At 47.9% G+C, this 26650-nt stretch carries 20 protein-coding genes; 7 read left to right on the forward strand and 13 right to left on the reverse strand.

All coding sequences use genetic code 11. The annotated features are described in order from the left end of the window. Window positions 1-15: 15 nt before the first annotated feature. The 3 genes from ACO05Z_RS14150 to ACO05Z_RS14160 are packed head-to-tail and all read right to left on the reverse strand — an operon-like array spanning window position 16 to window position 4853. Entirely contained in the window at window positions 16-3099 is a 3084-nt protein-coding gene (locus ACO05Z_RS14150) for an efflux RND transporter permease subunit (RefSeq protein WP_421902817.1), read from the reverse strand. Then, complete coding sequence (locus ACO05Z_RS14155) at window positions 3096-4175, reverse strand: efflux RND transporter periplasmic adaptor subunit (RefSeq protein WP_421902818.1); 1080 nt, start codon at window positions 4173-4175, stop codon at window positions 3096-3098. The genes ACO05Z_RS14150 and ACO05Z_RS14155 overlap by 4 nt, the downstream gene beginning before the upstream one ends. Before the next feature lie 12 nt (window positions 4176-4187). Then, entirely contained in the window at window positions 4188-4853 is a 666-nt protein-coding gene (locus tag ACO05Z_RS14160; RefSeq protein ID WP_421902819.1) for a CerR family C-terminal domain-containing protein, read from the reverse strand. A gap of 248 nt (window positions 4854-5101) precedes the next feature. Between ACO05Z_RS14160 and ACO05Z_RS14165 the strand changes: the two genes are divergently transcribed. Beyond that, entirely contained in the window at window positions 5102-5632 is a 531-nt protein-coding gene (locus ACO05Z_RS14165; RefSeq protein ID WP_421902820.1) for a cysteine hydrolase family protein, read from the forward strand. Window positions 5633-5692: 60 nt separating this feature from the next. Here the strand turns inward: ACO05Z_RS14165 and ACO05Z_RS14170 are convergent, their stop codons facing one another. After that, the gene (locus ACO05Z_RS14170; protein ID WP_421902821.1) at window positions 5693-7864 is read right to left on the reverse strand and encodes a RelA/SpoT family protein; all 2172 of its coding nucleotides are present in this window, start codon (window positions 7862-7864) and stop codon (window positions 5693-5695) included. 2 nt (window positions 7865-7866) lie between these two features. Continuing rightward, window positions 7867-9531, reverse strand: a complete 1665-nt coding sequence (locus ACO05Z_RS14175; protein ID WP_421902822.1) for a peptide-binding protein — start codon at window positions 9529-9531, stop codon at window positions 7867-7869. Window positions 9532-9773: 242 nt separating this feature from the next. Here ACO05Z_RS14175 and ACO05Z_RS14180 point away from each other — a divergent pair, with 242 nt between their 5' ends. The 5 genes from ACO05Z_RS14180 (at window position 9774) to ACO05Z_RS14200 (ending at window position 15593) form a co-directional block, all read left to right on the forward strand. Continuing rightward, on the forward strand, window positions 9774-12983 hold the full coding sequence (locus ACO05Z_RS14180) for a DEAD/DEAH box helicase (RefSeq protein WP_421902823.1): 3210 nt from the start codon (window positions 9774-9776) through the stop codon (window positions 12981-12983). A 90-nt stretch (window positions 12984-13073) separates the two neighbouring features. Then, window positions 13074-13754: a PilZ domain-containing protein gene (locus ACO05Z_RS14185; protein WP_421902824.1), complete on the forward strand. Its 681-nt coding sequence runs from the start codon at window positions 13074-13076 to the stop codon at window positions 13752-13754. 131 nt (window positions 13755-13885) lie between these two features. Then, the gene (locus tag ACO05Z_RS14190; protein ID WP_421902825.1) at window positions 13886-14188 is read left to right on the forward strand and encodes a hypothetical protein; all 303 of its coding nucleotides are present in this window, start codon (window positions 13886-13888) and stop codon (window positions 14186-14188) included. Between the two features lie 163 nt (window positions 14189-14351). Further along, the gene (locus tag ACO05Z_RS14195; RefSeq protein WP_421902826.1) at window positions 14352-14996 is read left to right on the forward strand and encodes a PilZ domain-containing protein; all 645 of its coding nucleotides are present in this window, start codon (window positions 14352-14354) and stop codon (window positions 14994-14996) included. 60 nt (window positions 14997-15056) lie between these two features. Beyond that, window positions 15057-15593 (forward strand): hypothetical protein, encoded by a 537-nt coding sequence (locus tag ACO05Z_RS14200; protein ID WP_421902827.1) that lies wholly within the window; start codon window positions 15057-15059, stop codon window positions 15591-15593. 81 nt (window positions 15594-15674) lie between these two features. Here ACO05Z_RS14200 and ACO05Z_RS14205 read toward each other — a convergent pair whose 3' ends face one another. From ACO05Z_RS14205 to ACO05Z_RS14230, 6 genes are all read right to left on the reverse strand, one after another. After that, window positions 15675-16235 carry a flavin reductase family protein gene (locus ACO05Z_RS14205; protein WP_421902828.1) on the reverse strand — a complete coding sequence of 187 codons (561 nt, stop codon included), beginning with the start codon at window positions 16233-16235 and terminating at the stop codon, window positions 15675-15677. 69 nt (window positions 16236-16304) lie between these two features. Beyond that, window positions 16305-17159 carry a zinc transporter ZupT gene (zupT, locus tag ACO05Z_RS14210; protein WP_421902829.1) on the reverse strand — a complete coding sequence of 285 codons (855 nt, stop codon included), beginning with the start codon at window positions 17157-17159 and terminating at the stop codon, window positions 16305-16307. A gap of 9 nt (window positions 17160-17168) precedes the next feature. After that, window positions 17169-17972, reverse strand: coding sequence for a hypothetical protein (locus tag ACO05Z_RS14215; RefSeq protein WP_421902830.1), 804 nt, complete (start codon window positions 17970-17972; stop codon window positions 17169-17171). Next, complete coding sequence (locus ACO05Z_RS14220) at window positions 17973-19958, reverse strand: cation:proton antiporter (protein WP_421902831.1); 1986 nt, start codon at window positions 19956-19958, stop codon at window positions 17973-17975. A gap of 2 nt (window positions 19959-19960) precedes the next feature. Beyond that, the gene (locus tag ACO05Z_RS14225; protein ID WP_421902832.1) at window positions 19961-20308 is read right to left on the reverse strand and encodes a TraR/DksA family transcriptional regulator; all 348 of its coding nucleotides are present in this window, start codon (window positions 20306-20308) and stop codon (window positions 19961-19963) included. A 121-nt stretch (window positions 20309-20429) separates the two neighbouring features. Next, window positions 20430-22751, reverse strand: coding sequence for a methyl-accepting chemotaxis protein (locus ACO05Z_RS14230; RefSeq protein WP_421902833.1), 2322 nt, complete (start codon window positions 22749-22751; stop codon window positions 20430-20432). A gap of 242 nt (window positions 22752-22993) precedes the next feature. Here ACO05Z_RS14230 and ettA point away from each other — a divergent pair, with 242 nt between their 5' ends. Further along, window positions 22994-24676 carry an energy-dependent translational throttle protein EttA gene (ettA, locus tag ACO05Z_RS14235; protein WP_421902834.1) on the forward strand — a complete coding sequence of 561 codons (1683 nt, stop codon included), beginning with the start codon at window positions 22994-22996 and terminating at the stop codon, window positions 24674-24676. Between the two features lie 50 nt (window positions 24677-24726). Here the strand turns inward: ettA and ACO05Z_RS14240 are convergent, their stop codons facing one another. Both ACO05Z_RS14240 and ACO05Z_RS14245 read right to left on the reverse strand, forming a co-directional pair. Continuing rightward, window positions 24727-25863 (reverse strand): GGDEF domain-containing protein, encoded by a 1137-nt coding sequence (locus ACO05Z_RS14240; RefSeq protein WP_421902835.1) that lies wholly within the window; start codon window positions 25861-25863, stop codon window positions 24727-24729. 158 nt (window positions 25864-26021) lie between these two features. After that, window positions 26022-26645, reverse strand: coding sequence for a hypothetical protein (locus ACO05Z_RS14245; protein ID WP_421902836.1), 624 nt, complete (start codon window positions 26643-26645; stop codon window positions 26022-26024). Between the last annotated feature and the right edge of the window lie 5 nt (window positions 26646-26650).

Raw genomic sequence — 26650 nt, forward strand, 5'->3', positions numbered from 1 at the left:
TCTTTTTATTACATTTTATATATCACTACCCTGCTCAACCACAGCCTGATTCCATTCATATTTCTTAAAACTCTGTTTAAAGAAGAGTGAATAGAGTACCGGGCATAGGATCAGGGTCAGCACAGTGGCAAACATCAGTCCGGACATAATGCAGTTGGCCATTGGCCTCCACATCTCCCCACCCTGCAATGAGAGCGGCACCATACCGATGATTGTAGTGGTGGCGGTCATGATGATCGGTCTTGCGCGTTCAAGGGAGGCCAGCACAATGGAGTTATCCAGAGTCAGCCCCCGTCCGCGCAGAATTTCAATACGGTCAATGAGCATAATCGCGTTGTTGACGATAATACCCAGGAGACTGATCATTCCCAGCATGGGCATGAATCCGAAGGGCGAGTTGGTCAAAATCATCCCCGGAGTAATACCGCACATCATGGGCGGCAGGGTCAGTAGAATGATTAGCGGACGGCGGAAGGAGTTGAACTGGAAGATCAGCACCAGTACCAGAAGCCCCATTGCAAGGGGCATATTGGCATTGATTGCTTCCTGACTTTCCTGACTCTTCTCAAACTCACCGCCGTAGGCCACGGAATATCCAACAGGCCAATTTTCGGACTGCATCATCTTTTCAATTTGAGGACGCACAGCATTAAGGGTCAACATGGCAAAATAACCATCATAGAGGTCGGCCTTAACGGTCATGGTCCTTGTCTGATCTCTGCGGCGAATGTCCGAGGGCTGCCAGACCAGTTCCGATGATGCGATCTGGCTCAGCGGTACATTCTTCTGATCCTGATAGGAATAAACATTCAGACTTTCCAGTTTATCCAGACGGTCACGAAAATCACCCTCGCTACGCAGCATAATGGGGATATTGGTGTCCCCGTCGCGGTAGGTTGAAGCCTGATAACCGCTCATGCTGGATTGCAGGCTGAGTGCCACGTCAGAACTGGTCAGGCCTGCCTGACGGGCCTTATCCTGATCCACATTCACTTCCATTTTCTTGGTCCACTGGCCCCAGTCGTCCCAGACACGGGCTACGCCGGGAGTCTTCTCCACAATAGCGGCAATCTTGTCCCGCAGATGGTAAAGGGTTTTCTGGTCCGGCCCGGAAATACGAATCTGCACCGGAGCCCCTACCGGGGGACCGTTCATCAGTTTCTTGAGACTGAAATCAGCATCAGGAAACTCAGATTTAAGTTCCTTACGGGTTCGTTCAATAACCTCATCAGTAGCCTCAACGCTCTTGGTATTGACCACGAATGTAGCGAGGTTGTCGTTGCGCTGTTCAAGGTTGAGCGGCAGGTACCAGCGCGGTCCGCCGTGCCCGATAAATGTTCCAACACTATCAACTCCCTTGTCAGCAAGCAGGAACTGCTCCAGCCTGCCGACCTCATCCGCTGTAGCGGTAATGTCAGTTCCGAAAGGCTGCCAGAAATCAATAGTAAACTGAGCGCGTTCGTTTGGCGGAAAGAACATCTTGGGTACAAACTGGAATCCCCAGAATGCGGCCATGCAACCGATAAGAACCACAGCGAGAAAGCTGGGACGGTGTCTGAGGCAGAATAGCAGCATGGATCGGTAGATACGATACATACGGCTGGAAAATGTCTGGATGACCACTTTGGGTTTAAGCACGTAGTAGCAAAGCATGGGCACCATGGACATGGACAGCCCCCATGAACAAAGCAAAGTCAGGCTGACCACGATAAACAGAGAAAAGCAGTATTCCCCAGTGGTGTTTTCGGCCAGCGGAATGGGCAGGAAGGCAAAAACAGTGGTCAGGGAAGCAGCCAGAAGTGGCATCCACAACTCGGAAACAGCACCAACCACGGCCTTCAACCGTTCTTCCCCGGCAGCTAAACGTACTAGAATAGCCTCGGAAACAACAACCCCGTTATCAACCAGAATACCAAGGGCGATAATCAGCGAAGCAATGGAGATTCGCTGCAAGCCCACATCGAAAATAGGCATAAGCGAAAGACAACCGAGCATAGCCATGGGTACAAGCGACCCGGCAACAAGTCCGGTGCGGAACCCGGCGAAAACAAGAATGACGATAACAACGAATACAAATGATTCAAGAAGGTTGATCATGAAGTCGGTAACAGCCGTATCAACATAATCCGGCTGGTAAACGACTACATTGTATTCCATACCGTGGTAAAGTTCCTTGGAAAGCTTTTCCAGCTTGGCGGTAACCAGTTCCCCTACTTCCATGATGTTGTTGCCGTCAGCCATGGAGATAGCCAGCATGATGCACGGTTCTCCGTCATAACGGGCCATAACCCCTGGGGGATCGGCAAAACCACGGGTAATCTCGGTCACATCGGAAAGCTTGAGCGAGGACTTCATACCCTCAACACGCAGGGACATGTTCCTGATGTCGTCAACAGACTTAAATTCCCCGGTAGGCTCAATATAAATACGCTCCGGTCCGACTTTAGCCGAACCACTGGGGCGGATCATATTCTGCTGACTGAGCATCTGGGCCAAGGCAAAAGGCGTGATTCCAGCTGCAGCCATGCGGGAGTTGGAAAAATCAACAAAGACACGCTCATCCTGCAATCCCCAACGGTCAACCTTCCCGACACTTGGAATGGAAAGCAATTCATCGCGGGTGTAGTCGGCAACGTCTTTGAGTTCACGGTAGGTAAAGCCGTCCCCGGTCAGGGCAACCACAATACCGAAAACATCACCGAACTCATCGTTGACTACCGGCTCATAAGCCTCCGCAGGCAGTGTCTTCTTGGCATCAAGAACCTTGTTACGCAGACGCTGCCAGATTGGGGTCATATTTTTCTGGTTATCCTGAAACTCGACCTCAATAATGGAAAGTCCGGTCATGGATTGGGACTTAACGTTCTTGATAACATCAATTTCCCTGATCTTTTCTTCAAGTTTATCCGTGACCAGTTCTTCCACCCTCTGCGGGGAAGCACCGGGAAAAACAGTACTGATAACAGCTGTACGGATGGTAAAATCAGGGTCTTCGGATTTCGGGATACTGAAAAATGTAGAAACACCGGCAAACGCGATCAACACAAACAGGGCAATGGAAGTCCTGTTGTTTTCAATGCACCATCTGGCAAGATTCACGACAGCCCCCCGACATTGCGCACCTTCAGACCATCCTTAAGTGAGTGCACACCACGGGTAACCACAGTTTCCCCAGACTTGAGACCATTCTTGATCAGCACGCCCTTGGAAGAAATATTTCCGATTTCAACGTCACGACGCTTGACCACAGAACCGTTCTCCACAACCCAGACATGCTTGCTGCCGTCAGGATTACCAACAATGGCTGAGGGAGCCACGAAAACATTGGAATTTACAGAACGGCCTGCAAAGCGGACATTACCGGACATGCCGCTGCGCACCAGCTGCTTGGAATTATCAAGATAGACTTTGACCGGGAAGGATGCACCTTCATTGGTTCCAATCCCCACTTCCATGATCACACCCTGCATGACCTTACCGGGCAGAGCGTCGAAGGTAACCTGTACTTTCTCACCTTCGTTCACGGTTGCAATCAGGGTATCAGGCAGGGAAATGGACATCTTCATCTGCTTACCGGCATTGAAGCCGACCACTTTCTGACCGGACTGCACGTTCTGATGAACATTAACAGCAACAGCACCGACCCAGCCGTCAAAAGGAGCCTTAAGCACGGTGTAGCGAAGACGTTTGCGGGCAATATCAAGCTGCTTGGCAGAAGCATTCAACTGGGCCTGATAAGACTTGAAATCCGCTTCAGCCTGATCAAGCTCGGACTTGGAAACAACTTTACGCTTATAAAGCTGCTCAATACGATCAACATCGGCCTTGGCACGAACGTAGTTAGCACGGACCTGCTCAAGATTGGATTCCGCCTGACGAACCTCAAGCTCGTAATCGGCAGGATCTAGGCGGGCAATAACTTCACCCGACCGAAACTTGCGTCCAATCTGGTCACCGGGGAAGGAAGTAATCTTTCCGCCAACACGGAAGGAGAGGTCGGACTGCAAGGCATCCTCGGCAGTACCGGAAAATACCCACTGCCTGCCGGAAGCACCTTCGCCAACCTGCATGGTTTTTACCGGGCGCAGCACTTCCTGCACCGGAGACGGCTTTTCCTTACAACCCGTCAAGGCAAAACCAAGAACCAATATTGAAACAACTATTAATCTTCTCATTTTAACATCCTCCTAGCAGCAGATAAAAGCCACTACTCTTCTGGACAGGATTTCTATAAGTTCTTCAATTCGTTCCGGAGTCATTTCAGCCCAGCCCACACGGTCAGTGAAAGCCTTGGACTTAACAAACTTGAGCACGATACCAATCAACGCAGTACTCACTGCCATAATCTCAGTATTTGAAGAGTCGTCAGGCATGGCAACCTGAATCACTGCATTCATGGATTGAATAGAAGGCTCAAAAAACTCTTCATCCAACAAAGGGTAAACTTCGCTTGGAGCGGCCATTTCCCGGTTAATCAACATGATGCCCCAGATAGTAATCGGGTCGCTGAGCACTCCCAACATCTGGGAACGGAAAAACCAGGCAACCAGTTCTTCCTTGGAAATTTCATTGGATTTGAAACGGTCAATCTGCTCCTGAACAACACTAAGGCTGGGCATGATCTCTTCACGAAAGCGGATAATTTCACGGATGACCGCTTCATACAGTCCCTGTTTGCCGCCAAAATGGTAACCTACTGTAGCCAGATTGACTTCAGCCTCGGAAGCAAGACTGCGCATGCTCACACCGTTGAAACCATTCATGGCAAACAGCTTTAAGCCCACTTCAAGAAGTTTTTGGCGAGTCTCTTCGCCACGAGCCTTATTTGTTTTTCCTTTGGGATGTTGCGTCATAATATTTGAGCCTCTCTACAGAGTTTTAATTCTTTACGAAGACAAAAATAATCATCAATCGACACAAAGTCAAACGTTTGTTTAAATAATTTGTTTAAAAAAAACGTTTAAAACTTTTGTTTATTAACTTTGCAATTAATTAGAAGAACTTAAACAGCCAATTAGTATCAAGGCTTTCCATTCATCTAAAAATAACCTAGAAATCTGACAATTAAAGCCTCAAACGACCCAACAGACAGGAAATCAGCATGAAAGCACTACTGGTAATAGATATGCAGAGAGCGTTGTTTGCTGCGGGAAACCGTCATGATGCAGCTGGAGTAATCGGCAGAATCAACTCACTTATAGCGAAAGCGCGGGAGAGATCCCTCTCGGTAATATTTATTCGTCATAACAGCGAAGAAGATGGATTGAAGCTCAACTCCGAAGGCTGGCAGATTCTGAACGAACTTGATTTCCGACCCACGGATACAACCGTTGAAAAGACCAACTGTGACTCTTTCTGCAATACTGAACTTGAAAAAAAACTAACCCGAATTAATGCGGATGAACTGATCATAACCGGATGCTGCACAGACTTCTGCATCGACACCACTGTCCGACAAGCCGCAAGCATGGGCTATAAAACAATTGTCGCCTCAGACGCGCACACCACAGCGGACAAACCCTATCTTGATGCTGAAACAATCATAAAGCACCACAACTTTGTCTGGTCGGGACTATACGCGCCCATATTGGTAAAAGTTGAAGCAACAGGCACAATCCTTGACGAGCTATAAATAAAAAAATCCCGCCAAAACAAGTTCAGCGGGACTTAATATTTGTTAAAATAAATCAGGTTAGCTAAGTCTAGTAGCCTCCAAAACATGCTCAATAGTCTTGAGCTTGTTCAGGGAACGGTGCAGGTGACCGAGGTCGGTGACTTCCACGGTAAACTCCAGAACGGAACTGCCGTCTAGATCGGACTTAAATTCACCGGAATCAATGTTCACGTCCATCTCAGTAAGCACGGTACATATTTTCGCCAGCATTCCCTTGTGGTTGCGGCACCGGATACGAATCTGGGCCGGATGCTGGGACTCTTCCTGCCCTCCGGTCCAAGACACGTTAAGCAGGCGCTCTTCTTCGAGATTTTTGATGTTCGGGCAGGTTGCTGAATGGATGACCACCCCACGTCCACGGCTGATATAACCGATGATCGGTTCGCCCGGAAGAGGTGTACAGCAACCAGCAAAGCGAATCAGAACGTTATCCACACCTTCAATATCAATGGAGCTGGCCGCACTCTTGGCCTTATCCTCTTCAGTTTCAGGCTGGTGCTGCTCCTGCTTGGGTGCTTCTTCCTCAACACCCTCAATTTCATTCATAACCGCATGCAGACGGCCCAGTACCTTGCGTGGGGTTATCCGCGAGTATCCGATATTTGAAAGCAGGTCGTCAACATGGCCGAAATTGAATTCATCAGCCAGCATGACGAAATAACCGTCTTTCATGGCTTTGGCCACATTGATATTCATGCGCCGGCCTTCCTTCTCAAGCAGCTCCTTAGCGAGGATGATGGAACGAGTCCGCTCCTCGGTGCGGATGTAATGCTTGATACGGGTCCGGGCCTTGGCTGTTTTTACAAACTTGAGCCAGTCTCGGCTGGGCTTGCGCTTCTTATCGGTAAAAACCTCAATGGTATCCCCGTTCTTAAGCACAGAGTTGAGCGGAACCATGCGCCCGTTGACCTTGGCTCCGGTACAATGGTTTCCGACCTCGGTATGAATTGAATAAGCAAAATCGACCGGAGTTGCGCCGTCGGGAAGTTCTTTGATCTCCCCTGCCGGGGTGAAAACATAAACCTCATCGTTAAAAAGATCGAAACGCAGTGAAGCCATGAACTCGCGGGGGTCTTCAAGCTCCCGCTGCCAGTCCATGATCTGACGCAGCCATGAGAATCTTTCAGCATCACGGTTCTGCTTGGAATCGCTTCTGCCGGACTCCTTATACTGCCAGTGCGCGGCAACACCGTACTCAGCCACCTGCTGCATCTCTTCGGTCCTGATCTGGATCTCGATGCGCTCACCTTCCGGCCCGATAACCGTGGTGTGCAGGGACTGATACATGTTGGCCTTGGGGATAGAAATATAATCCTTGAACTTGCCGGAAACGGGCTTCCAGATGGAGTGAACCAGACCGAGCACGGAATAACAGTCTTTTACTGACTCAACGATTACCCGGAAAGCAATGATGTCATGGACCTGATCAAGGCTCAGGTTCTGACGCTGCATCTTCTTATGGATGCTGTATTTATGCTTGGTCCGCCCGTAAATTGTTCCCTCAATTTTGTTGTCGTCAAGAATGCCGGTCAGCAGACCGATTACATTATCAACATACTCCTTACCGATTGTATGCTGACGCTCCAGACCATCGGTAATGTCCTGATATACATCAGGCTTGAGGTAAAAAAGGCAGAGGTCTTCGAGATCGCGCTTGACCATATACAGCCCGAGCCTGTTGGCAAGGGGGGAATAAATATCCATGGTTTCCTGCGCGATGAGCAGCTGCTTGTAATTCTTCTGAAAATCAAGGGTGCGCATGTTATGCAAACGGTCGGCCAGCTTCACCATGAGCACGCGGATATCCTCCGCCATGGCCAAAATCATCTTACGGATGTTTTCTGCTTTAGCGATAGCCTTGGATTCAAAATCCATCATGCTGATCTTGGTCACACCGTCAACAATATCCGCCACTTCCTCACCGAAGAGATCAGCAATCTCATCAATGGTGGTATCGGTATCTTCAACAGTATCGTGCAACAAGCCAGCAGCTACAGTAGGTTCATCAAGACGCATGTCCGCCAGAATCTTGGCAACATGCAGCGGATGGGCAAGATAAGGTTCACCGGAAAGACGTACCTGCCCTTCATGGGCACGGGCGGAAAAGACATAAGCCCTCTGGATCAGGTCCAGATCAGGATCATCAATATAGGAACTGACAACGTCAGTGATTTCGTTAATGCGTATCATAATTACTGCTGTAAACTCGGTTTCTTCTGTAACGGTGCGGGAATCCACCACTCATTGGCATTATAGTCCAATCCTGCGGGTTCCACCTTCAATCCCTTGATCCTGCTGCTGAAAATGGGCAGAGCCATGGGAACATAAAGAAAGCAGTATGGCTGCTCTTCATGCATTATTTCCTGAATGCGGTCATAAATGACCTTGCGCTCGGACTGATCAAGTGTGGACCGTCCACGATCCAGCAATTCATCGAGCTCACTATTTTTATATTTGGTAAAATTCAGTCCGCCGGGAACGGCCTTGGATGAATGCCATACAGAATAAATATCCGGGTCCTGTAAAATGTTCCACCCTAAGATAGTGGCATCAAAACGGCCTTTGTCAATAAATTCCTTGATAAATGCCGCCCATTCAACAGTCCTGATCTTAACATCGATCCCGATCCCCTTTAGACGGTTCTGAATAATTGTTGCGGACTTAATACGCAAGGAATTTCCCTGATTAGTGATAAGAGTGAAGGAAAACGGCTTACCCTCACGGTCAAGGATGCCGTCACCATCAGTATCAAGCCAACCTGCTTCCTTAAGCAATTCCTTGGCCTTTTCCGGCTTGTATCCATAAGGCTTGAGCTTATCATTATACACCCATGTTCCCGGCTTGTACGGTCCCATGGCCGGGTAGCCCTGCCCCAGCAGAACGCCTTTAACGATTTCTTCTTTATCTATAGCGTAGTTGATGGCTCTGCGGACCCGCACATCATTGAAAAAAGGGCTTTCCATGTTGAACCCCATATAAGCGTAGGAAAAAGAAAGATATTTGAATTTCTGAAAATCTCTTTCCCAATTTCCACCCTTGGTCTGAAACAGGTACTGCTGCGGGGTCAAGCTCATATCATCAAGGCTGCCACTCTTTAGCTCCATGAATTGGGTGGAAAGATCGGGAATGATCCGATAAACTCTTTCGTCAATGTAAGGACGGCCTTCGAAATAATCATCATTGGCCTCCAGCACCAGCCTGCGTCCGGGAATCCATTCCTTAAGTTTGTATGGTCCCGAGCCAACAGGATTGCGCCTGTATTTGGTAGTATTCAAATTTTCATTCTCAAGTATGTGCTTGGGCAAAATGGAAAGAGCCCAAGTAATCAAAGAACGGGCGAAAACTTTATCGTAACGGACCTCAAAGGTATATTTGTCAATCAACTTGAATTCTTTGACATTCAAAAAATCCCCCGCATAAGCGGTCGGGGTCTTTGGATCAATCATCATCTTGTAGGTAAACTCAACATCTTCAGCAGTAAGCGGCACTCCGTCAGTCCAGCGAATGTCTTTGCGAAGCTTGAAGCGAAGCAATTTACCTTCTTCCAGAACTTCGTATGACTCTGCGGCTTCCGGAACCAGTTCAATATCCTTATTGTACTTTAAAGGAGAGACATAGAGCTTTGCCTGAATAGCAGAACTTGCTGAATCGGAAGAGAGTAACGGAATAAGGCACATGGGTTCGGCCAATGTCGGCTCGCGGAACCTACCGCCACGGACCGGATTCGAAACGTCAATATTTTCAACAGCCGAGACAGACGCATCCTGCTTCGGCGCTTTATCATTCCCATCCTGACCACAGGCAGGAAATAGAGCCAGACAAGCCATTATCATCATGGCGAAAATCAATTTGTTCATGTTAACCTTATTTTTTAGAATAAAAATCTTCCATTAAGCCAACTACATTGATAATATATTCAGTATGGACTATTGTGGAATAAAAGCCAAGTAACCGACCGTTACAGATTGACCTGAACCGCTTTTTACTTTACGCATTCAGCGAAAGCGAACTTAATGCAATTATTTTGTATAACATTACTTTTATTCCATATAAGATATAATTAACTAAGGAAAGTTACAGTTCTGGGGAAAACGTAATCATGTCTCAAAATGAAGAAGCTGTAGTAAAATCAATTCTCAAATCATTCGTCTCAGACACCGTCCCGGAGTATATTCTGGACGGGGCGCGCACTATCGTGAATTCTGATGGGGTCCAGAAGCTCGACCTGAAAAAGCGCGAAAGGTACTGGGATATTGACGCAACTATCCAAGGCGACGATTTTCAAAACTACTCACCTGAGTTAGGTCTCAACCTTGCAGAGGAAAGCATCAACCATTATTGCAACTGCCCGGAATCCTTTTCCGGCGTATGTAAACATGTTGCTGCTGCCGCACTTAAACTGCTCCTCTCTATTGATTCAGAAGAAGAGGAAGCCGAAAGCAAAAAACAAACCGACTGGCGCCAGAATTTCCGTTCATTCTTTGCAACCGAACTGGAACCGGAAGCGGGCAAGCATTACATCATCTACCGCATGTATCCTGAACCGGAAAGATTGCAGGTGGCCTTTTTCCGTGCCCGCCAGAACAAATCCGGCCTTTCTCAGGTACAGAACGAAATTGAACTACAAAATGTAATTGAAAAGCCTGAGTGGAGCGAAACTTCACCAAGCCTTCCACATGTTGCAGAACAGATAGGCCACTACCTTGATTACCGCGGACACCGCGTAGAAATCCCCGCCGGGTTGCACGCATGGTTCTTCACCGCCATCAAGGACGAATATTACATGTTCCTGCGCGATACTGATATTCCCATCCGTATTGAAAGCAGAACCATGCAGCTCAAACTTTCCCCGGAACTTTCCGAGGAAGGCCTATCTTTCGACATCCTGCTCTCGGATGAAGGCAAACCGCCCTTCTCCATCATGGATGACGATGAAGTATTTTTCTACGGAAGATTACCCCTTTGGGTATACTGGAAACAGGGGTTCTACCCGGTCCAGACCACTCTTGCGCCTAAACTGGTGCAGGAAATGCGCATCCAGAATCCGGTTATCCCTCCCGGGGATATTCCGGAATTCCTTGACCGCGTATGGACCCAGATTCCGGTTTCCGACCTGCACGACCATGAGGAATTCCTCGAGAAAATGCAGCCGTTCTTTGTACCGGCTACCTTCAACCCCAAGCTTTACCTCAATGAGGAAGGTTCACTGCTGACCATCAGGGTCGACAATACCTACGATACCGAGCACGGGGAAATCTCCATGGGCGAGCCCAACCCGGATCTGCAGACCGGAAGTTACAAGGACGGAGAAAAATCCTACCTTGTACGCCGTGCGCAGGACGAAGAGGCTCAGCTTTTCGCGGAACTTCGCGACATGGGTTTCCAGCCGCGTAACAACTCCATCTGGTTCATGGAACAGGAAGCTGCCATCACCTTCCTGCTGGACCACTATCCGCAGCTGGTTGAAGCCTACCGTATCTACGGTGAAAAGAACCTGACCCGTTACAAGGTAAGGCTCACCTCACCGCAGATTGTTGCCGAAGTTGAAACCGACGAAGACAACAAGTGGTTCAATCTCGACATCAATGTCGAATACGATGACCAGCGCGTGCCCATTGATAAAATCTGGGAAGCGTGGAGTCAGGGTAAACGTTACGTTCAGCTCAAGGACGGCTCTTATACCAGCCTGCCCGAATCATGGCTCAAGAAGCTCAGCCACAAGCTCAAGGCTCTTGGCTACGATCCGGAACAACCTCCGCGCCAGCAGTTTGAACAGTATGAAACTCCCGTGCTGGATAAGATCATTGAGGACCTTCCCGACGCCAAGACTGACGAACATTTCGTGAAGCTGCGCGAGAAGATCCACAATTTCGACGAAATCAAGATGATCAATCAGCCCAAGGCGCTGAATGCAACCCTGCGCCCATATCAGGTACAGGGTCTCAGCTACCTGAACTTCCTGCGCGACTACAAGTTCGGCGGTATCCTTGCAGATGAAATGGGTCTCGGTAAAACCATTCAGACCCTGTCCTTCATCCTTTCCCTGCACGAGCGGGGCATTACCGGACCGAACCTGATTATCGTGCCGACTTCAGTTATGCCTAACTGGGAACGTGAAGCGCAGAAATTCTGCCCGCACCTTCCCCTGCTGACCATTTACGGCTCAAGACGTGAGGACCTATTCAAGAAAATCCCGGACTCCACAATCGTAATCACCACTTACGCATTGCTCCGTCGAGACCTTGAAGAGCTACTCAAACACGAATATACATCCGTGATTCTTGACGAAGCCCAGAACATCAAGAACCCGAACACTATCACCGCCAAGTCGGTACGTAAGCTCAAGAGTGACATGCGCCTCTGCCTTTCCGGTACGCCCATTGAGAACAACCTCTTTGAACTTTGGTCCCTGTTTGAGTTCCTTATGCCCGGCTTTCTCAGCTCACAGCATTCTTTCCAGAGAGGTATCGTCAAACCCATCAAAGATGGTGATGAGGACACTCTTAATTACCTGCGCACAAGGGTGAAACCGTTTATCCTGCGCCGAACAAAGTCCGAAGTGGCCAAAGACCTGCCGCCCAAGATCGAGACCGTCCATTACTGCGATCTCATCGAAGAACAGCGCGAGCTATACAACGCCCTTGCCAAGCGCCTCAAAGATCAGGTGCTCAAGGATGTGGACGAGAAAGGCATGGCCAAGAGCCAGATGTCCATTCTCGACGCATTGCTCAAGCTGCGCCAGATCTGCTGCCACCCGCGTCTGCTCAAGCTGGATATGCCTGGACTGTCCACCAACCTTCCTTCCGGTAAATTCGATGCCTTCAAAGACCTCATCTTTGATATTGTCGAAGGCGGACACAAAGTGCTGGTATTCTCCCAGTTCGTACAGATGCTGCATGTGATCCGTTCATGGCTGACCATTAAGGATATCCCCTTCGCCTATCTCGACGGCTCCAGTAAAGACCGTTTCGAGCAGGTGGACCGCTTTAACGACAGTCCGGATATCCCCATCTTCCTGATTTCCCTGAAAGCGGGTGGTACCGGTCTTAACCTGACCTCCGCCGACTACGTTATCCATTACGACCCGTGGTGGAACCCGGCAGTGGAAAATCAGGCAACTGACCGAACCCACCGTATCGGCCAGAAGCGTCAGGTATTTGCCTATAAGATGATCTGCCAGAACACCGTTGAAGAAAAGATTCTCGGCCTGCAGGAAATGAAGAAGAGCGTAGCGGATGCCATTATTCCGGGCCAGTCCGCACTCAAGTCGCTTACCCGTGACGACCTTGAAATGTTGTTCGAAATTTAATGCAGCTGTAACAATCAAATAAATTCTCATGATTAAGTAAGCCCGGAATCAGTCATTGGTTTCGGGCTTTCATATTCAGGAGTAAAACAAATGAACAACGCTGAAAAAATGAATCTCATAGCATTCACGGACACTTCGTTGCCCTACCGAAATTTCCAATTACACTCTAAAATTGAAATCAAATTCTGCTCTGATTTAGATGTTTTTTTCCACGAAGCACTAAGCAATGAATTTTCCGGAATGATTCTTGAGATGAAAAAAGTCATGAGCACCCCGGTCAGCGACCGCGATAAAATCTTCACCCTAGCTGCCAATCAACCGCTCATGCGTGCCCGAATTCATAAAAATATTGCGATATTTGTGGATGACCCGGATCGATTTCTTACAGATTGCGTTCAAAAAAATGAGGCCCTAATCCGCCACCATGAACGCGTTGATGTAAACCTTGAAGCCAGAATCAGCCGTGAAGACGACTACGCCATGGCATCGGAATTCAGTGCAAAAATCATCAACATCTCTGAAACAGGCTGCTACCTAATAACCAGCACGGACTTTTCTGAGAGCCATCTCATCAATATAAAATTAAATATACTGAGCAACAAACTTCCTATTTGCGGTGGACTGCGGTGGAAAACCATTCCTAAAAGTGATGTTTACGGCTACGGCATCCAGTTTATGAAAATCCAACCAGACCAAAGTGTTGAGCTTTTAAATCGCGTTATTACCCCGAAATTAAGCAAAAAAAAGGCAACGGAAGTTAATAGTATTTAGTTTTAAAACATAAAAAAGATACCGCACTTTCTCTTGCAAAATATTCATCTTTGATGTTGACAAAACTTCATTCTACGTTTTAATTGAAAATGAATCTCAACTTCATGAATTAAATTTAAGCGGAGGGCAAAATGTTCATTCCCGATTCAATGTGCGGTTGTGGAACAGAGATCAAACTCAATAATCGTGATGCGATCAAGATTTCCCTGTTTGACGTACAATTTACCCAAAAAGCAATGATCCTGATCGGTATGGGAATCAAGAAGCTGGCTGCAAAGCATGGTCTCCCCGAAGGTATCATCAAAGAACACATGAAGGGCAACCTGTTCATTGCTCCACCGTCAGAGAATCTTTACTTCCTCTTCCATGTACCGGAAATTGATGCGGACATGCATATAACAATTCCACCATGCCATTTTAAATTTATAGGTTAAATCCGGCGATCACAATTTTCGCGGGAGGGAATCTGGCCAGACTTTCCATCTGATCGTGTAAGGAAAGTCCGTCTCCGGCACCTGCTCCGGCCTGCAGGTGAACAGATTCCTCCCGTGATTATATTTACTACTGACAAGCGAGCTTCTGAGGGGGGGCTTCCAAATGCCAGAACAGACTAATTCGGTAATTATCTATACGGATAATCCCGAAAAATATACGCAATCAAACCTTTCAGCTTACGTAAAGATGGAATTCTGCTCCTGCCCGGATAAATTCTGCAAATCACTTATTGAGAAGCAATATTCCGGGATGATTCTCAACGTAAACAAGGTAATGAGCACTCCATGCTGCGATAGGAACAAAATATTATCTCTATCTTCCGGTGTTCCTACTATACGAAGCCTTGAAAAGGGGAGTAATCCTTTATTTATCGATGATCATGAAAATTTCATTTGTGACTGCCTGACCCGAAAATGCAATGAATCAGGTTGTTCCTGCCCGGTAAATGTCCAGATTCCGATTGAGATAAGCCTCGAGAATGATCCGGCAATGGCACAAAGTGTAATAGGGACTATCCACTATATTTCGGAAACCGGTTGCACATTTCACACTCAAGTAGACCTTACAGATAATTTATACCTGCACCTGAAAATTTCATCACTGAGCAATAAACTTCCAATCCTGACCGGGATTTCTCAAAACCAAAAAACTAAAGACTGCTGCTGCGGCTATGAAGTTAAATTCCTCGACATCAAGGATGACCAGCAGCAGGAAATAAAGGCTTGGTATGAAAACAATATAATTTAAGTGTAGATCGGAACAGTCAAAAATAGACAGACAGCAGCAGGCTGTGCGATAGTTCTATTTATGATAAATAACCTCGGGCATAAAATATCCAGCCTGACCACTATTATGTTTTTCGCAGGACTTATGGCTGCAACGGGCTGTTCTTTCTTTTACAAACCCATTGAGCAGGCCAAACACTATGCCCTGCAACAACAGTATGATGCCGCGGTGGATGAACTGAGTGATCTTATTGATTCCGGCGCACCGGAAGAAGAAAAGGCACAGGCCTTTATGCTTCGTGGCAAGGCATATACATCACTTAAAGAATATCGCTACGCCTACCGCGATCTGCAGGTAGCATGGAAACTGTCCTGCCATATTTATCAAAACTCCCCCGCTACACAGCCGTCAGATATAGATACACAAAAAGAACCGGCCACAGAAAATGCTACCCAAGAAGCAGCTCCAGCACAATTCAGCCCGGCCTTAGCCTGTATTGAACAGCTCCCGCAGCTTATCGACGCCCTCAAACCATTCACCAGTGAATTCGGAGCCATTATGGCCACACAGGAAGCATCTGCCATTGTAAAGCAAATGTTTCCTGAAATACCGAGATAAAAATTTTCCGTTCTCAAAAAGATTGGCGGACCGGGTACCCGGTCCGCCAATCTTAATTTATCTGAGATTTAACTTAGCTTCCTACTTTAATTTCTTCCCATCGTGCCAGGCGCGCCCCACACAATCGCCAACATCCCAATAACGGTTGTCAGGCATGGTCAAAGTGAAAGGATTGACCTTTTTAATATCTGGAACATCATCGGTAAGCACTTCTTCGTCACACCAAGTGGCGACAACCTCACCAACAAAAAGCGTGTCATTGGGCAGTTCCATGGAATCGTATACCTTGCACTCAATAGCCACCGGACATTTGCTGATTACCGGAGCATTCTCCAAAACACCAGGCTCAACGTCGAAAAGTCCGGACTTATCAAGTTTTGAACCAGAAACAAGGCCTACAAAATCAGTAACTTCAACCATATCCACAGACGGAATATTCACGCTGAATTCACCACTGGACTTGATAGCCAGATTTGAAAAATGACGCTTGCCCACGGAAATCATCATCAGGGAGGGGTTGTAATTAACCCGTGAAACCCATGCCAGTGCCATGAAATTGTTACGCCCTTCATACCTTGAGCCCAGAATTGTCTGGGGCATAGGCAGAGTGAAACCCTGAATTCCTATATCTTTCTTAGCCATTTGAACTCCTCTGTAAAAAATCAGCAGGGCCTAACAATTCCATAAATATTAATCGAATGCCACTGTAATTTACAAAAATAACAACAAGGACAAAGCCATCACCGCCATACCGGCGACCAGCCCGTAGATAGACAAATGATGCTCACCGTATTCTTCTGCTGCAGGCAACAGCTCATCCAACGAGATAAAAACCATAATCCCGGCAACTCCGGCAAAAATTATCCCGAATACGGTCTCGGACATAAATGGCATAAGCAGCAGGTAGCCGACCAACGCACCGATAGGTTCTGCCAATCCGGACAGAAAGGAATAAATAAAAGCTTTCTTCTTGTCGCCTGTAGCATAGTAAATAGGTACGGAAACCGCGATGCCCTCAGGAATGTTATGAATCGCAATGGCTACGGCAATGGCGATACCAAGGCTGGGATCACTGAGCGCGGCAGTAAATGTTGCCAACCCTTCGGGAAAGTTATGAATACCGATTGCCAGAGCAGCCATGGTCCCCATGCGGAACAATTTGCGTTTGCCCTCGGCGCTTTCAAGCCCGTTTGATCGTTCACCTGTTCCAGCCTGCGCAAGGCTCTCCGGATTCATTTCCTCGATACGATGCATCTCATGCGGGTTCTCGTAGGACGGAACCAGCTTATCAATCAGGGCAATAAGCGCGATACCACCGAAAAAGGCGACCACTGCGGCCCATGTTCCCGCAACCTCACCCATGTCAGCCTGTAAGGCTTCCTTAGCCTTGACCATAATTTCCATAAAGGAAACGTAGATCATTACCCCGGCGGAGAACCCCAGAGATACTGACAAAAACTTAGGGTTGGTCCGTTTAGCAAAGAAAGCCAGAGCGGAACCGATCCCGGTCGAGAGTCCGGCAAAAGCTGTCAGCCCAAAAGCGAATAAAACATTTTCTGCGAACATATCCTGCCTCTACTTTTTCAGGTTGAAACGACAGAGCAAAGGAGCCTCAATTATCAAAATTTTGCGCGGTCCCAACTTGGAGTCTGGATTAGCTTTAATGATTGGATCAAGGTTGGCCTGATTGGAAATATCCACCTTATTGACCCCACTGTTCCTTGTCGCATGACAAAGCCAGACATGCCCTTTGTCATCAGGAACGATCAGCCCGACGTGATAATGAAGAAGCTTATAGTTCTTAAATTTTATGGGCTTATTCATGGAGAAAAGATAAACATGGCCCGGGGTCATCTGCTTGATGACATCGGCCCACGCCGCACGGTCACTGAGTTCAAAACCGCGTAGACTCATGCCGTTGTTCTCTTCAATTACCGCAGTCTGGCCGAAAGGAAGCATGGGCCTGCGCTTCAAGCCCTCAGTCAGGTTAAGGATAAGATCGTAGCCGAAATCCCAGTCCTCACCGTAAGGAGAGTCAGGCCCACTGTCCGCAAAGCGGTCAACGGTCGTATCGGCAAGGTTGAAGTTGCGGGCTAAATAGTAACGCGTAGCTGCCACAGTAAACCCACTGCAATTAAGCCCCGGTTCCTTAAGGTATACTCCCGGCTCAGCAAAAAAAGTAAAGTCGCCAAAACGGTTGATGGCGGCATCTCCCCGGTAAGGAATACCCTCAAAATACCCAAGCACATCAACCGGACTTGAACACTTCACGGGAGCAGGCCCCAGACCGCGAGGATCGGGAATACTGGTCTTGGCACACCCGGATACAAACGAAACAAGTAAAATAAGCAACGATATATAAACTTTCCTACAAGACATTTAGACCTCTTTCTCTAGCTCTTCCGGTTCCGAAGCAAGACACCTGAACCGCTCAATATTTTTACGTCCGCCAAGCACACCGACAATGTCCCCTTGCTCAAACTGAAAGGAACCGTCCGGATTCTGGATAAAATGATCATTACGCAGCACTCCGGCCACAGAAACCCCGGTCACTGTTCGGATTTTACTGCCCGCTAGGGATCTACCGGCAATTTCGGCTTCTTCATCTATCTCAACCCAACTCAAATTGAGAGACTCAGCTGCCTTGCTCAGGCGTGAAAGCTGGGCAGACTTGGGGTAATTCTGTTCTACATCAGTGGTATACCTCTCCCGGCGCATGGAATCCATTACATTCTGAATCTCCACCGCAGGAAGACAGAAATTGAACAGGGTCTGGCGAACCATCTCCAATCCAGTCTCAAACTCAGGCATGATGATATGGTGCACGCCCAATTCATTAAGTATGTCCAAATGCTCAGGGTTGCGGGACAAAGCCACAATCGGACATTGAGGCGCCAAGTGATGCACCTTCTCCAACACGGAAGCGGACCCTCGCACCGAAGGTATAGTCATGAGGACCATCCGGGCATGGGAAACCCGGGCCGCCTCAAGCACGACTTCCTGTCCGGCGTCACCGTAAATAACCGCCCTTCCGGCATCAGCAGCCAGTTCGACCTTATTGGCGTTAAGTTCCACTACCACATGTGGAATATCAATTTCGCGCAAAGACTCCGCTACATATGAGCCAAAACGCCCGTAACCGAGAATAACCACATGGCCGTCCAGTTCACTTTCCGGCAGGTTGACGGTCTGTAATGGGTCAGTCTTGCGACGACTCTGGAGCATGGAATAAAGCGGACCGGTGCACGATGCCATAATCGGAGTGAGCAGCATGGTCACAATCCCTACACCCATAAAAAGCGGGAAATACTCTCTGGGAAAGGAACCGGACTCGGTCCCCTGCTGCAAAAGTAGAAAAGAAAGCTCACCAACCTGAAACATCCCAAAACCTAACGCTATTGGGATCACGTTACGGTAATTAAAAACACGGGCCACGGCACCAAAGATAAACCCTTTACCAGCAAGTATGGCAAGGGCGAGAATCAAAATAGTCCCGATATGTTCCCAAAGATAAAATGGATCAATGAGCATGCCCACGGAAGCGAAAAAGATAAGACTAAAAATATCGCGCAAAGGCAATATGTCGCTCAAAGCCTGATAGGCATAGCGGGATTCACTAAGCACCATCCCGGCCACAAAAGCGCCAAAGGCAAAGGACAAGCCGAGCGTATGGGTAGCGTAACCGATACCCAATCCGATGGCACTGCAGGAAAGCATGAACATTTCCCGGGAATTCCATCCGGCAACAATCCGCATAAACCTCGGAATAATCCTCGTCCCGAGCACAAACATGGACACAAGGAAAAGCACAGTCTTGATCCCGGCAAACCCTAAGGCCTGTAAGCCAAAAGATTCCGAACCAAGCTGGGGCATGATAATCAGCATGGGCACAATGGCTATATCCTGCACCACCAACATTCCGAGCATAACCCTGCTGGAAAGGGTTCCAACCAGTCCTTTGCTTTCAAGGGTCTTGAGCACAACCATGGTACTGGAAAGGGCAATAAAGGCCCCGAACCAAATGGAAAGGTGTGAATCCCAGCCCATAAGTTGTCCGGTTCCCCAACCGAAAGCCATGGTCAGGATTATCTGTAGCGGCGTACCGATCAAAGCTACATGGCGTACCGGTTTGAGCTCCTTAATGGAAAACTCGATACCCAAGGTGAACAAAAGCAGGGCAACCCCGATTTCAGCCAGCAATTCAATCTCGTGCACGCCGGAAACAGTAATTCCGCCAGTATGCGGACCGACCAGTACCCCGGCAACAATATAGCCCAGCAAAAGGGGCTGACGGAGCATGCGGGCCACAAAACCGCCCAACATACCCGCTACAATGAGAATGACCAAATCAGAAGCAATTCCCACAGCTACTCCTCAAGATGTTCTGCGCAGTACACGCAATACCTGCTTTCCGGCAGAGCCAGTAACCTGGCGAGGGGGATATCCTCGCCGCACTCTTCACATTCACCAAAGAATGAATCCTTTTCCAGACGATTCAGCGCATCTTCAAGATTCAAAATGCGCTGCCGGGACTGGCTGATAGATGACTTGTTAATGCCTTGATTAAGCATGGTATCAAGGCGGGAAAGCCTGCCTATTGCCGCATCCGGCTTAACCGGGTCCACGGTTTCTTCAAGCTCTTTTACCTGCTTGGTCAGGTTTTCAATTTCAGTTTGAATTTTATTTTTAAGTTCTTCTTTTTGTTTATCATTCATATTTATCTCCATTAAGCTTCCAATCTTAACCGCGCCCAGAGCAGCTTGCAAGATGTATCAAGCAAAAAAGAAGCCCCCTTTGTTATTACAAAGAGGGCTTCCGGGTTTTATGACTGCTTATTTACTTGTCAGGCTGGATGTCCTCAATAACTCTATTCAGCTCAGAAGCCATTCCGGAAACTTCCTGAACAGCTTTGGCGGACTCACTCATAACCTGCGAGGTCTCAAGGGAAATCCTGCTGATATCTTCAGTAGCCCTGTTGATTTCCTCACTGGTGGCGGACTGCTGTTCCGCAGCAGTAGCAATGGCCCGGACCTGATCCGAGGCATTGACGACAAGCTTAACGATTTCAGCCAGAGTCAGTCCGGATTCATTAGCAAGTTCACTGCTCCGCTGTGCTGAATCCGCAGCATCCTCGGTGGCAGAGATATTCTTTTTAGTCATATTCTGAATCTTGGAGATGGCATTGCCGACTTCGCCGGTAGCGGACATGGTATTTTCAGCCAGCTTGCGGACTTCGTCAGCAACAACCGCAAATCCGCGTCCGGCCTCTCCGGCCCGCGCAGCCTCAATAGCGGCATTCAAGGCCAGCAGGTTTGTCTGATCCGCTATATCATTGATCACGCCAAGAACATTACCAATTTCCTTGGCTTCAACCCCGAGCTGCTCCATGGATTCTTTCAATGAATCAGCTTGAGAACGAACACCATCCGCAGATTCTATCATCTGCTGCACCAGCTGCGAACCGTTCTGAGCCTTGTCACGGGCAGTATCTGCATCTTCAGCGGCAAGCCCTGCATTCTGGGCAACCTCAAGCACGGTGGCATTCATTTCTTCCATAGCGGTGGAGGTTTCAGCCACCCGGTCACGCTGCTCCTGAGCACCCCGGTTGGACTGCTCGATCTGGGCGGAAAGCTCTTCAGCCGCACTGGAAAGTGACTGCGAAATCTGCTCCGCATCAGCAGCGGCAACGGTGATACGCTCGTTCTGCTTCTCAATTTCAAGGGCCTGCTGCCTGATTTCAGTCATATCAACAATTACAGTCAACGCCCCGAGCATGTTTCCATCCATGTCATGGAAAGGAGTGGCAGAAGCGAATAAATGTCTGCCATTACCCTTATGAGTGGTGAATTCAAATTCCTTTTCAATTTTGCTGTTTGTTGCAATCGCTTCGTGGGACATGGTCTTTCTGGAGGAATCATTAAAGAAAAAATCTCCAGCTTCAATACCCTTCACTGCATCAGGAGAACGGTCACTTTCAATTAGAGTGCAAATTTCCTGATTAACCCAGAGCATCTTGTTCTCAGGATCGACAATGGCGCATGGAACGGTCAACCCGTTTAGAACACCTTCAGAAAAACCGAGCTTATTCTTGAGTTCGGCAACCATGGTATTAATCTTATCGGCGAGATTTTCGAATTCATACCGATAAGTTCCCTTCAACTCAGCCCTAAGGTTGCCTTCTGCAATTTCAGTTGAGAATGCAAGGATACTGTCAACAGGCTTGATGACAAGCGTTTTGAGAATAAAGACCATGATTCCGCTAAGCAACAGAATGACGACAAGCCCACCTTCAAGCAGAACAGTACGCTGGTGATTGGCAGCCGCAGTCAGATCATCCTCGTAGGCACTAACCACGATGGACCAACCTGTTCCGGGCATGGTTTTAAAAACCATGTACTTTTGACGTCCTTCCCAATCATAGGCCACTCCACCATTCTTTTCCGAAAGAACAGTCCGAACAAAATCATATTTGGAAAGATCTTTAAGGTACAAGTCCTTATTCATGGCATGGGCAATGATACGCCCCTTGTTATCCAGCATAAAACTGTAGCCATCCTGACCAATTCGGAACGGATCAATGAAGCTGCTGGTATATCTTTCCCATTTAGGGAAAACACCGATACCGCCGACAACTTTGCCGGAATTATCGCGCACAGCATGGGCAATAGCGAAAATTAAAATTCCACCGCCACTTTTGGAAACAAGGATATTATCCTGAATGTAGAATTCAGTACCGGAAAGAATCTTTTTAACGTATCCGCGGGAAGAACGGTCCGCACCGGCCATATTTTTTCCCTTGGCATTATACCCGGCAACAACCTTACCGTTTCTATCAAAGAGAAAGGCAGCCCAATAGTCACTGGAGGAATTAATCAACGATTTAAGCAACCCGTCGATGGGACCGGTATCGCCAAGTTCAAGGGCTTCTTTGGCAGGTTCCCCCTTAGCCATGATCCTGACTACATCGGAAGTCTGGCCCATATAAAGATCGAGGGCTTTTGCTGACTGATTAACCATGGTCTGCATGGCATTCTTCTGTTCTTTAAATACAGCTTGATACGTGCTGCCTGAAACCCACCAGACCCCGATGGAGATGGTTAATGCAATAAGGACAAAAACAATGACAGCGACAACGGAATTAATACTCTTAACCTTCATAAGCAGTCTTCCCATTTAAATCGTTACTGAACCCACCACCTACACCGACAAAAAAGTTACACAAACATTAACACATATGTGACAAATTAGACAATCGGGAATCGATTAGAAAATTGTTACATATAAGCTATCGGCAAGTTTTGCAGAAAAGTTAACAGTCGCACTCCACCATTGCCTGAGAGCGTTTTTTCTGCCACAAGTGGAAAGCGCAAAAGCAAATAGCAACCAAAGAGGTAATAAAAATGAGCAACGAACCTGATAAGATCATATATTCCATGGTCCGGGTAAGTAAGTATTACGACAAGAAACCCATTCTTAAAGATATCTCCCTTTCATATTTCTATGGGGCAAAAATTGGTGTTCTGGGCCTTAACGGTTCCGGTAAAAGTTCGCTCCTGAAAATTCTGGCCGGAGTTGATGACAGCTTTGAAGGTGAAACCCATATTTCCCCCGGCTTCACCATCGGTTACCTTGAGCAGGAACCGCTGGTAGATGAAACCCGCACTGTTCGTGAAGTTGTTGAAGAAGGCGCTGCGGACGTAGTGGCCCTCGTAAATGAATTCAACGAGATCAACGCCCAGTTTGCTGAACCCATGGAGCCGGAAGAAATGGACGCCCTGCTTGAGCGTCAGGCCAAGGTTCAGGAACAGATGGACAACTGCGGAGCGTGGGACCTCGACTCCCGCCTTGAGATGGCAATGGATGCCCTGCGCTGCCCCCCCGGAGACACTCCGGTTTCCGTAATCTCCGGTGGTGAAAAACGCCGCGTGGCCCTTTGCCGCCTGCTTCTTCAGGAACCGGACATCCTGCTGCTTGACGAACCTACCAACCACCTTGACGCAGAATCCGTTGCATGGCTGGAAAGACACCTCCAGAATTACGCCGGAACCATTATCGCCGTAACCCACGACCGTTACTTTCTCGACAATGTCGCCGGATGGATTCTGGAACTGGACCGCGGCCGGGGTATCCCTTGGAAAGGCAACTACTCTTCCTGGCTGGAGCAAAAGGAAAAACGTCTGGCTAACGAAGCCAAGTCCGACGAGAAGCGCCGCAAGACCCTCGCCCGCGAGCTGGAATGGATCCGCATGTCCCCCAAGGGCAGACGTTCCAAGAGTAAGGCCCGTATCAGCGCGTACGAATCCCTTGCCAACCAGCAGAGCGACGAATACTCACGCGACCTGGAACTCTACATCCCGCCGGGACCGCGCCTCGGTAAGCAGGTTATCGAACTTAAAGGTGTGCGCAAGCAGGCCGGAGAGAAGCTGCTCCTCGAAGATACCAGTTTCATGATCCCTGCCGGTGCCATCGTCGGTATCATCGGCCCCAACGGCGCCGGTAAAACCACCATGTTCAAAATGATCAGCGGACAAGAGCAGCCTGATGAAGGTGAAGTTGTCATCGGTGAAACCGTACAGGTCACCCACGTTGACCAGCACCGCGACGCCCTTGATCCTGAGAAATCCGTCTACGACGTAATCTCCGGCGGAAACGAATTCGTCAAACTCGGCGACCGGGAAATCAATGCCCGTGCCTATGTTGGTAAGTTCAACCTCACCGGCTCCGAACAGCAGAAAAAATGCAAAGTTCTTTCCGGTGGTGAACGTAACCGCGTCCACCTTGCACTCATGCTTCAGGAAGGCGGCAACGTACTTCTTCTTGACGAACCGACCAACGACCTTGATGTAAACACCATGCGTGCGCTGGAAGAAGGTCTGAACAACTTCGGTGGCTGCGTGCTGGTTATTTCTCACGACCGCTGGTTCCTTGACCGCATCGCCACCCACATCCTCGCCTTTGAAGGAGATTCTTCCGTATACTACTACGAAGGATCATACTCCGAATACGAAGAAGACCGCAAAAAAAGATTGGGCAAAGACGCTGACCAGCCTCACCGCATCAAATACAGAAAACTTACCAGATAAAATAAAAAGGGGAAGAGCACCGCTCTTCCCCTTTCTTCATTGTCATAAACTCAACCTATTTGCGTCTGTTTAACAATCTTGAACCTCGCCGGAGAGACCAGATCCCGCCCACACTTCTTGGCCCGGTATAGCTGTTCATCTGCTTCTTGAATCAAATTTTTAAAATCTTCATGACCGCGTAGCTCCGCCACCCCGATACTGACTGACACGGCTAAATAGGCTTCACCAACCTGAAACATCTGCTCACGGATACTGGAACGAAGCCTCTCGGCCACCTTTATCCCGTCATGCACTCCTGAATGAGGAAGAATTACCAAAAACTCTTCTCCCCCAAGACGACCGAAATGATCTACTTCCCGAAGGACTTCGCTGCAGCGCTTAGCTGTTTCCTTGAGAACCTCATCACCTACATAGTGCCCGTACTCGTCGTTGACCCTCTTGAAATGGTCAATATCCATCATCAGCACTGACAACTTATTATCAAAACGGCGTGCAGACTTAAAAAGACAATCCCCGGCCTCAAGAACCTTGCGGCGACTGTATACTCCAGTAAGCTCATCGACAGCTACCAGCTTTTTCAAGTCTTCCATCGCTGCATACTCCCGGCGCGAAGACCTGCCGAAAGAGTAAAGAAAAAAAGCACCGAAGGCATTGGCTAAAAACAGGTAAATTGTAGAATTTACAAAAGTTCCTGAATGAACAGGAAGAACAACTGATAAAGCAGTCAGATAAATCACAGATCCGCAAACAGCCGCAATGAATGGTGGAATGATGCGTAACGGCAAAAGGATATAGTAAGCCAAAACAATAAAAACAGTTACGGGCACACTAAGCGAACCGATATCTGTAAATTTAACCATCAATTCCAATGATTCAGCTGCCAGAAGTGAAAACATACACAAAGCCATGAAAAGGTATTGCACCTTTAGTCGGGCTTTGTCGGTTAAAAGCAGGATAAATGCTAATACGCCCAAAAGACATGCGCACACTCTCCCCACCAAAATAGTATGAAATTCAGACCCAAAACCAAGATCAGCGTAATCGCTATAACCACCCGCAAGGTATGTAACTATAGTAACGAAATACAAAAAAAGAAATCTGAACCTGACTGAAGTCCACTTCTCATTTTGAAACGATTCTTCAAGGGCGGAATCTTTAAATTCGCCCATAAAATTTATTTTATTCACATCCTCCCCTCAAGCTAAAAAAGAGGGCAAGATGTAACTGCGTGCTAAGCTTAAGTCAAGTTTGGTTCTATCTCCCTACACAGGAGACAACAAAGGAAGTATTGATACAATATGTACAATCTTTTTTACAGTATACGTTAGCCTGACAATACAACAAATCAATATTTCAATGCAGAGATCAGTCCGTTTTTTATAACAAAAAGAAGCATCACCTCATGACCAACTGCATCTGTAACACACGTAGACCATTCCTCAAGGAGTTCATTTTCATTAATTTCATAGCGGGCATTCTCCCACTGATAGCGGGAAACTGTTTTCATTTTATTGAAATATTTACCCAGAGACGGATCACAGCCATTCGGCAAGCCGCAACAAGCCCGCCACAAGGAAAGACTCCCGGCAACAATGTTCCAATCCAATCCGGGAGGAAGTTCCGCAACCTGTGCGGCAGCCTGCATTGGAATATTGACTTTCCCTGCATCTGAAAACACATGCCTTATTTCTGGCTTCCCTTCCAGAATGAACTGAATACTACCCAGCTTAAACGGAGAGACATGGCCGAAATAAACAGCGCGAAAACTTCCGCCTTCAAGTTCAAAATCCAACTCCAGCTGAGGGATTTGCCCCCGCTCCTGCAAAAGGTCCATGCCTTTAAACTTGAGCAACCCGAAATCAGACGGAACCGTCAGATCCGAGACATCATTCTGTGTGCCAAGCAACAAAGATAAAAGGTGAAGTGCGGGTTTCTCAAAACTAAAGGAAGAAATTTCATTTACTGACATCAGGA

It is taken from the genome of Maridesulfovibrio sp., assembly GCF_965230075.1.
Taxonomy (GTDB): domain Bacteria; phylum Desulfobacterota; class Desulfovibrionia; order Desulfovibrionales; family Desulfovibrionaceae; genus Maridesulfovibrio.

Excerpts from the sequence above, each read along its gene's own strand:
- ACO05Z_RS14200 (WP_421902827.1), top strand. The coding sequence starts at position 15,057 with ATGATAAATAACCTCGGGCATAAAATATCCAGCCTGACCACTATTATG.
- ACO05Z_RS14165 (WP_421902820.1), top strand. The coding sequence starts at position 5,102 with ATGAAAGCACTACTGGTAATAGATATGCAGAGAGCGTTGTTTGCTGCG.
- ACO05Z_RS14170 (WP_421902821.1), bottom strand. The coding sequence starts at position 7,864 with ATGATACGCATTAACGAAATCACTGACGTTGTCAGTTCCTATATTGAT.
- ACO05Z_RS14245 (WP_421902836.1), bottom strand. The coding sequence starts at position 26,645 with ATGTCAGTAAATGAAATTTCTTCCTTTAGTTTTGAGAAACCCGCACTT.
- ACO05Z_RS14225 (WP_421902832.1), bottom strand. The coding sequence starts at position 20,308 with ATGAATGATAAACAAAAAGAAGAACTTAAAAATAAAATTCAAACTGAA.
- ACO05Z_RS14185 (WP_421902824.1), top strand. The coding sequence starts at position 13,074 with ATGAACAACGCTGAAAAAATGAATCTCATAGCATTCACGGACACTTCG.
- ACO05Z_RS14160 (WP_421902819.1), bottom strand. The coding sequence starts at position 4,853 with ATGACGCAACATCCCAAAGGAAAAACAAATAAGGCTCGTGGCGAAGAG.
- ACO05Z_RS14175 (WP_421902822.1), bottom strand. The coding sequence starts at position 9,531 with ATGAACAAATTGATTTTCGCCATGATGATAATGGCTTGTCTGGCTCTA.
- ACO05Z_RS14215 (WP_421902830.1), bottom strand. The coding sequence starts at position 17,972 with ATGTCTTGTAGGAAAGTTTATATATCGTTGCTTATTTTACTTGTTTCG.
- zupT (WP_421902829.1), bottom strand. The coding sequence starts at position 17,159 with ATGTTCGCAGAAAATGTTTTATTCGCTTTTGGGCTGACAGCTTTTGCC.
- ACO05Z_RS14155 (WP_421902818.1), bottom strand. The coding sequence starts at position 4,175 with ATGAGAAGATTAATAGTTGTTTCAATATTGGTTCTTGGTTTTGCCTTG.
- ACO05Z_RS14180 (WP_421902823.1), top strand. The coding sequence starts at position 9,774 with ATGTCTCAAAATGAAGAAGCTGTAGTAAAATCAATTCTCAAATCATTC.
- ACO05Z_RS14190 (WP_421902825.1), top strand. The coding sequence starts at position 13,886 with ATGTTCATTCCCGATTCAATGTGCGGTTGTGGAACAGAGATCAAACTC.
- ACO05Z_RS14205 (WP_421902828.1), bottom strand. The coding sequence starts at position 16,235 with ATGGCTAAGAAAGATATAGGAATTCAGGGTTTCACTCTGCCTATGCCC.
- ACO05Z_RS14195 (WP_421902826.1), top strand. The coding sequence starts at position 14,352 with ATGCCAGAACAGACTAATTCGGTAATTATCTATACGGATAATCCCGAA.
- ACO05Z_RS14230 (WP_421902833.1), bottom strand. The coding sequence starts at position 22,751 with ATGAAGGTTAAGAGTATTAATTCCGTTGTCGCTGTCATTGTTTTTGTC.
- ettA (WP_421902834.1), top strand. The coding sequence starts at position 22,994 with ATGAGCAACGAACCTGATAAGATCATATATTCCATGGTCCGGGTAAGT.